The sequence below is a fragment of the Psychrobacter piscatorii genome, assembly GCF_043641605.1.
GTDB classification, from domain to species: Bacteria; Pseudomonadota; Gammaproteobacteria; order Pseudomonadales; family Moraxellaceae; genus Psychrobacter; species Psychrobacter piscatorii_C.
Genome location: NZ_JBHZRK010000018.1, coordinates 51,725 through 57,757, shown reverse-complemented (window position 1 = coordinate 57,757; position 6,033 = coordinate 51,725). Strand labels below are relative to the sequence as shown.

6 protein-coding genes are annotated in these 6,033 nt (G+C 40.6%); 3 read left to right on the top strand and 3 right to left on the bottom strand.

Annotated elements, in window-relative coordinates; translation table 11 throughout:
* Window positions 1-310: 310 nt before the first annotated feature.
* A complete protein-coding gene (locus tag ACHUET_RS13685; protein WP_394213604.1) occupies window positions 311-595 on the bottom strand; it encodes a hypothetical protein in 285 nt (94 codons plus the stop codon).
* A 243-nt stretch (window positions 596-838) separates the two neighbouring features.
* On the opposite strand from ACHUET_RS13685, the gene ACHUET_RS13680 reads away from it, so the two are divergent.
* Both ACHUET_RS13680 and ACHUET_RS13675 read left to right on the top strand, forming a co-directional pair.
* Window positions 839-1,561 (top strand): heavy metal response regulator transcription factor, encoded by a 723-nt coding sequence (locus ACHUET_RS13680; protein ID WP_394213602.1) that lies wholly within the window; start codon window positions 839-841, stop codon window positions 1,559-1,561.
* 1 nt (window position 1,562) lies between these two features.
* A complete protein-coding gene (locus ACHUET_RS13675) occupies window positions 1,563-3,107 on the top strand; it encodes an ATP-binding protein (RefSeq protein WP_394213600.1) in 1,545 nt (514 codons plus the stop codon).
* A gap of 625 nt (window positions 3,108-3,732) precedes the next feature.
* Here the strand turns inward: ACHUET_RS13675 and ACHUET_RS13670 are convergent.
* On the bottom strand, window positions 3,733-4,095 hold the full coding sequence (locus ACHUET_RS13670) for a hypothetical protein (RefSeq protein WP_394213598.1): 363 nt from the start codon (window positions 4,093-4,095) through the stop codon (window positions 3,733-3,735).
* A gap of 35 nt (window positions 4,096-4,130) precedes the next feature.
* Between ACHUET_RS13670 and ACHUET_RS13665 the strand changes: the two genes are divergently transcribed.
* A complete protein-coding gene (locus tag ACHUET_RS13665) occupies window positions 4,131-4,931 on the top strand; it encodes an SIR2 family NAD-dependent protein deacylase (protein WP_394213596.1) in 801 nt (266 codons plus the stop codon).
* Window positions 4,932-5,036: 105 nt separating this feature from the next.
* Here the strand turns inward: ACHUET_RS13665 and ACHUET_RS13660 are convergent, their stop codons facing one another.
* Complete coding sequence (locus ACHUET_RS13660) at window positions 5,037-6,032, bottom strand: adenosine deaminase (RefSeq protein WP_394213595.1); 996 nt, start codon at window positions 6,030-6,032, stop codon at window positions 5,037-5,039.
* Between the last annotated feature and the right edge of the window lies 1 nt (window position 6,033).

Sequence of the window (6,033 nt, the reverse complement as noted above, 5' to 3'; positions counted from 1 at the left end):
GTATTGCTCGCATCGTTTCAATAGATGCGGTATTGTAACTATTATTTATGCCTTATCCAATTGAAGACACGCCCTAATGCAATAGCTGTTGCTACGATTGATTTAGACAGTGGTATTGATTTGAATAGTGACATGGTAAATCCTTATTTTATTTGGTATGAAGTCGAAAAACTTTAAAATATTAAGTTACTTTAAAGCATACTTTATTGATTCTGACAGAGAGATGACAGCAAGATTACAATTCTGTCATCTTGCTATTTATGGTTTCTAATATTGTCATCAATCCTTTAGTATGACATCAGAGCTGATATTACTTATCGCTACCATATTTGTTAATGAAGTATTTTTCAGACTGTAGATGTTGATCTTTGTGTTCAATCTCACAAGCCACTCTTGCATCGATATAGTTTTTCATCTGTGAATTTGAGAGCTGAGCATCGTTATGATCCAAGTTTTTTGCAAAGTCAGTCACAGCGTCGCAGTTATTGATGATTGAAGTGCTTAGATCAGTAGTATGCGCATTGGCAGTGGTAATGCCGATAAGTACCGAGACTGATAGCAGTACTGCTTTTTTGAATGAATCGTGAATTTTCATATAAAACCTCTTTTGCAAGTTGTTAGGTGTTTAAGTTATTAGGCGTTTAAATTGATTACCGATAAAAATAATTCATAGTAGCTAGGTATTGGAAACGAGCAACTATGTTTCATTAATATAGATTAGCAAATGAAGACTGACAGTCTGATTACGAGCACATGACATCTTTGTCAGCTAGCAGTCAATGTTGTCATCTGTGCTGATTAGAACGTTAAACAATCATAATCATACTGAGAAATTACAATGAAAGTCTTACTGGTAGAAGATGAGTTGAAGCTTGGCGAGTATATAAAAAAAGGCTTAACCGAAGCTGGGTTTATTGTTGATCATCACCTAACAGGCCTAGATGGCTATCATGCATTGATGACTGAAGAGTTTAGCGTGATCCTAATGGATGTGATGCTGCCTGATGTTAGTGGTTTTGAGCTGGTGCGTAATTACCGCGCGGCAGGAAAGCATACGCCTGTGTTATTTCTAACGGCAAAAGATGACTTAAGCGATAAGATAAAAGGGATTGAGATTGGTGGTGATGATTATTTGACCAAGCCTTTTGCGTTTGCAGAACTGATCGTCAGAATAAAAAGTCTATTACGACGCGCCAATCAAGCCGATTATCAAAGTACGATCCTGCAAATAGCGGATCTCAAGATGGATATTGCCAAGCGCACGGTACATAGAGGCGGCAAGCCTATTAAGCTCACGGCAAAAGAGTTTTCCTTACTACAGTTCTTATTAGAGCGCCGAGGTGAAGTGCTACCACGCACCGTGATCGCCTCTCAAGTATGGGATGTGAATTTTGATAACGATACCAATGTGATTGATGTGGCGATAAGGCGTCTGCGTATAAAAATAGACGATGAACATGAGGCAAAGCTGATTCAAACGGTACGCGGCATGGGTTACCGATTAGAGGCTGTCGATACTGCGCTTGATAGTAAATCCTCTTATGAAGTTGACGATATCTAATATGAAATATAAGGTGGATAATCGGCGCTTACCATTATTGTGGCGTACTGTATTGCTGCTCACGATATTCGTTGTTGTGTCACAGGTCATTATTTATATATGGATACAGCACTCTGTTAAAGGTCATTTTGAGCAAATGGACGCTGAGATTATGACTCATGCGGCTTTTAACTTACGTAAGCAGGTGGCAGAGCCTAACAGCCCTATAGCCTCCCAAACCTTACCTAGCTCTCAAAATCCATTAAACAGCCAACAGCCGTTAAGTTCGCCACCTGATGCGAAACCTGATATCAATACGCCTACTTCAGTGGTATCAGATGAAGCTGATCATCTGCACTCTTCTTGGCTAGATTATGATCTAAAAACCGTTATCGCCAATAAAGAAGGGCAGATACTGTCTAGTACCCCCAACAATTTTGCTCAAGAGCTAGGAGACGGGTTTAATCTGTCATCACTGAGACAAGATAATGATAAGCAACAGTTCGTGATGAATGTCAACAGCCGATACTATCGAGCGATGGTCATTGAAGATGACAAAATGCTTGCGCTTATCGCATTGCCTATCGATGTGCATCATCAATATTTATTACAGTTCAATCGTCAGCTTAGTATGATTTTGTTCGCGATTACATTGTTACTTGTCTCAGTAGCTGCGTTGAGTGTGTATTGGGGTTTCGCGCCTTTAGCCACTATCGTCCAAAAAATGAAAGGAATGAATCCTGAAAGGTTAGATGACAGAGTTGCGGTTGACGATATGCCGTTAGAACTGAGGCCACTAGCAGAATCTTACAATTCAATGATGGTCAAGCTTGAAAGTAACTTTGAGTCTTTGTCTCGGTTTTCAGACAATATTGCCCATGAGCTACGTACGCCAATAGCGACACTCAGCACGCAGACACAAGTCATGTTAAACAAACCAAGAGCTGGCGATGAATACATTGAGCAGCTACATCATCAGCATGACACGTTAGAGCAGCTGTCGGCCATGATAAACAATATGCTGCTACTGGCAAAAACCCAAAAAGGATTAAGTGACTCGCAAATCAGTCACGTGGATACAGACAGCTTAATTAAAAAGCTCGTTGATTACTATGAAATGATTGCAGAAGATCGAGGGATAATTTTTGAGAAATCGGGTAATTTCGAAAGAGTATTAGGTGATGAAGGCTTATTGCAACGGCTGTTTGCCAACCTGATGTCAAATGCCATCTATTACGCAGCTAGTGATAGTACTATCATGATATCCGCTACCGTCTTCACCTCAACCACCTCAATTAATGTAGCAGAAGACGAGGTTCGGCCCTCACAGCAGCCATGGTTAAGACTAACGATAACCAATCGTTTAGACAAACCGTTAGATCAGAGTCAAGCCGATAAATTATTCGAGCGATTTTATCGTCATGATAAAACTAGCCATAAGTATGCAGGTACAGGGTTGGGATTGTCTATCGTGCAGGCTATCGCTAATGCACATAAAGGTACGGTTGGTATCACTATCAAAGATGAGTATTTTTTTGAGGTTACTGTAGGATTATTGATGGCTTAACAAGGTAAATCAAAAGAAGATAAACTCAAAACGTTGTTGTCAAAAACTCAATATCAGAGTATTTGCAAGTGTAGTCCAGAACCGTTTCTTCAACGCATTCGAAAAATCGTTAAGATCTAAACTACGGCTGAAATACCTGACTATTTTTTCGAAATTATAGCAGCCCATTTCTACAGTAATTTATTCCAATATTACTTTGATGAGTTAATAATTCGCTCAATCAGTAATTTTTGAAAAAGTTAAGTATAAAATACGTACATTAATACTATAAAAAATGATTGAATTCTATACTTAACTAGTGACCAAAATTGATATCAATGTTGCTGTAAAATACTTTAAAATACGCTAAACGTCATGGCATAAAATTCTTCCTATCCCTTTATTTATAACGTATAGTAAGTTTATATACATCAAAGTTATTTAACGAAATATGGTGGTTCTAGCCTCCGAAGCCGAGGGTCGTGGGTTCGATTCCCGCCGAGCGCACCAATTATGATGTTTACAACCTCGCTCCATCAATTCCTTAGTACTATCCTAAACTGCTCATACTCATTAAACCTACATGTCAAAATGTTGGCAGTCTTTCTGTGCGCGCATACCTCTAGTGCTCTCAACTATATAAAACTCACTCTGCGTCTTGTAAGTTAGCTGTTAGCTGAGCACGGCTAGGCACACGGTGATAATTGATCACTGGTACTTCACCCAAACGACGTTGACCTTCAGCAATTTTTTTATCAATCGTAATCACCGCCATTTTTTTGCCTTGTTGGCTGATGAGCAAATGATTTGCCTTACGAGTGACTCGATAAGCAGGAAAGTACTGCTTTAATAATGCGGATGTTTTTTGCAGGGCATCATTCTGTACTGTATTTTTTGACTTGGCACTACCATGCTTTTCGCCTGCTTTTGCCCCGCGCGATTTTGCCACAAACCATAAGGCCACGATGATGGCGAACAATATGACAAGCCACCAAATTCCGTCTATCATAAGAAAAAATATCCATTACTAACAAGGGTTGGCTCATGTTAGCAGAATTATCACCAGCGGTAATAGCAGAAGTAAAACTTGCGGCAACATTGTTGGCATCGAAAGAGCGTATTTGTGTTTTGACTGGGGCTGGCATTTCAGCAGAAAGTGGCATTCCGACGTTTCGAGATAAGCAAACGGGCTTGTGGGAGAATTATCGCGCGGAAGACTTGGCAACCCCTGAAGCATTCACTCGTGATCCAAAGCTAGTATGGTCATGGTATCAATGGCGGCGGCAGATGGTCGCAGATAAAGCACCAAATCCAGCCCATCATGCATTGGCTCAGTGGCAGTATCATGCGCAAACCTCCGATCAGCAAGTCACACTTATCACTCAGAATGTCGATGACCTACATGAGCAAGCTGGTAGTTCGGTAACTCATCTGCACGGTCATCTGTGGCGTGATCGCTGTGGTCAGTGTGAGATACCTTATCCAGAACAATCAAGAGCCGCTTATATTAAGCAAGATGCTATACGTTTGGATGATAAACTGATTACTTGTCCGCACTGTGACGGCTATATCAGACCAGATATTGTGTGGTTTGGTGAAGCACTACCTGTACAAGCATGGCAGGCTGCCGAAGAGGCTGCGGCTAACTGTGATGTGTTTATCAGTATCGGTACATCAAGCTTGGTCTATCCTGCTGCTGGACTCTCACAGTTAGCCAAGCAGAACGGTGCGCAAGTTATCGAGATAAACCCTGACCCAACACCGAATACCATCGTCGATATCACGCTAATAGAAAAAGCTGGTGTAGTCTTGCCGTTACTTATAGAAGAGATTACTGCTTTATAACTGCGACTGCTTATAAATGTCATTACCTGATAAACAATAAAAAGGCTTAACGATTGCTATCAACCGTTAAGCCTTTACTACTGAAAACAAGCTTGCTAAAGCTTATTACAATGCCGCGTCCACTCTCGCCAAGTAATCTTCCTTTAGCTCGTCACTGATGAATGCTGATTTAAAAGAGTTTTTCACCAACGTAATCACATCTTCTTCTGTTATTGGTAGATTCTCATGCAGGTTAATAAAGTTTTGATTCACGTAACCTTTGAAATACGCTGGATCATCTGAGTTAACGCTGATATTTAGACCATAATCCAAAAGCTCTTTAATATTGTGCTCTTGGTAATTATCAAATACTCGCAGTTCGATATTTGAGTTTGGGCAAACCGTCAGTGGCATTTGCTCATCTTTGAGTCTTTGCATCAGCTCTGGGCTTTTTATCGATTGCACCCCATGGTCGATTCGATTGATATTCAATAAGTCCAATGCTTCGTAAATATACGAAAAATCAGCCTCTTCACCCGCATGGGCGACCAGTTTAAAACCTTCTTCTTTGGCTTTTTTGAAGACTTCTTTGAATTTCGATGGTGGATTGCCAAGCTCCGATGAGTCCAGACCGACACCGATGATATCATCTTTATAGTCCAGCGCTTGCTCTAGTGTCTCAAACGCTTCTTCTTGCGACAAATGGCGCAAGAAACACATGATGATACAAGAGGTGATGCCGTACTTTTCTTTGGCATCGGCGAGCGCTTCTTTGATACCTGTGATGACCGCTTCAAAAGGCACACCTCGTTCGGTATGTGTCTGCGGGTCGAAGAATATTTCGGTGTGGATGACATTGTCTTCAACACACTTAAGAATATATTCCCACGTCAAATCATAAAAATCATCTTTGGTCAGTAAGACATTTGCGCCAGCATAGTAAATATCTAAAAAACTTTGCAGATTATTAAAGTTGTAGGCGGCGCGCACGTCTTCTACGCTGTCATATGGAATTTCTACGTTGTTCTTTTTTGCCAGTCTAAACATCAGCTCAGGCTCTAATGACCCTTCGATGTGTAAATGAAGTTCTGCTTTTGGTAGTTTCTGTATTAAATCAATCATA

Bases quoted from the DNA above. Each gene is read 5' to 3' on its own strand.
- ACHUET_RS13685 (WP_394213604.1), bottom strand. From the start codon at position 595: ATGAAAATTCACGATTCATTCAAAAAAGCAGTACTGCTATCAGTCTCG.
- ACHUET_RS13680 (WP_394213602.1), top strand. From the start codon at position 839: ATGAAAGTCTTACTGGTAGAAGATGAGTTGAAGCTTGGCGAGTATATA.
- ACHUET_RS13675 (WP_394213600.1), top strand. From the start codon at position 1,563: ATGAAATATAAGGTGGATAATCGGCGCTTACCATTATTGTGGCGTACT.
- ACHUET_RS13670 (WP_394213598.1), bottom strand. From the start codon at position 4,095: ATGATAGACGGAATTTGGTGGCTTGTCATATTGTTCGCCATCATCGTG.
- ACHUET_RS13665 (WP_394213596.1), top strand. From the start codon at position 4,131: ATGTTAGCAGAATTATCACCAGCGGTAATAGCAGAAGTAAAACTTGCG.
- ACHUET_RS13660 (WP_394213595.1), bottom strand. From the start codon at position 6,032: ATGATTGATTTAATACAGAAACTACCAAAAGCAGAACTTCATTTACAC.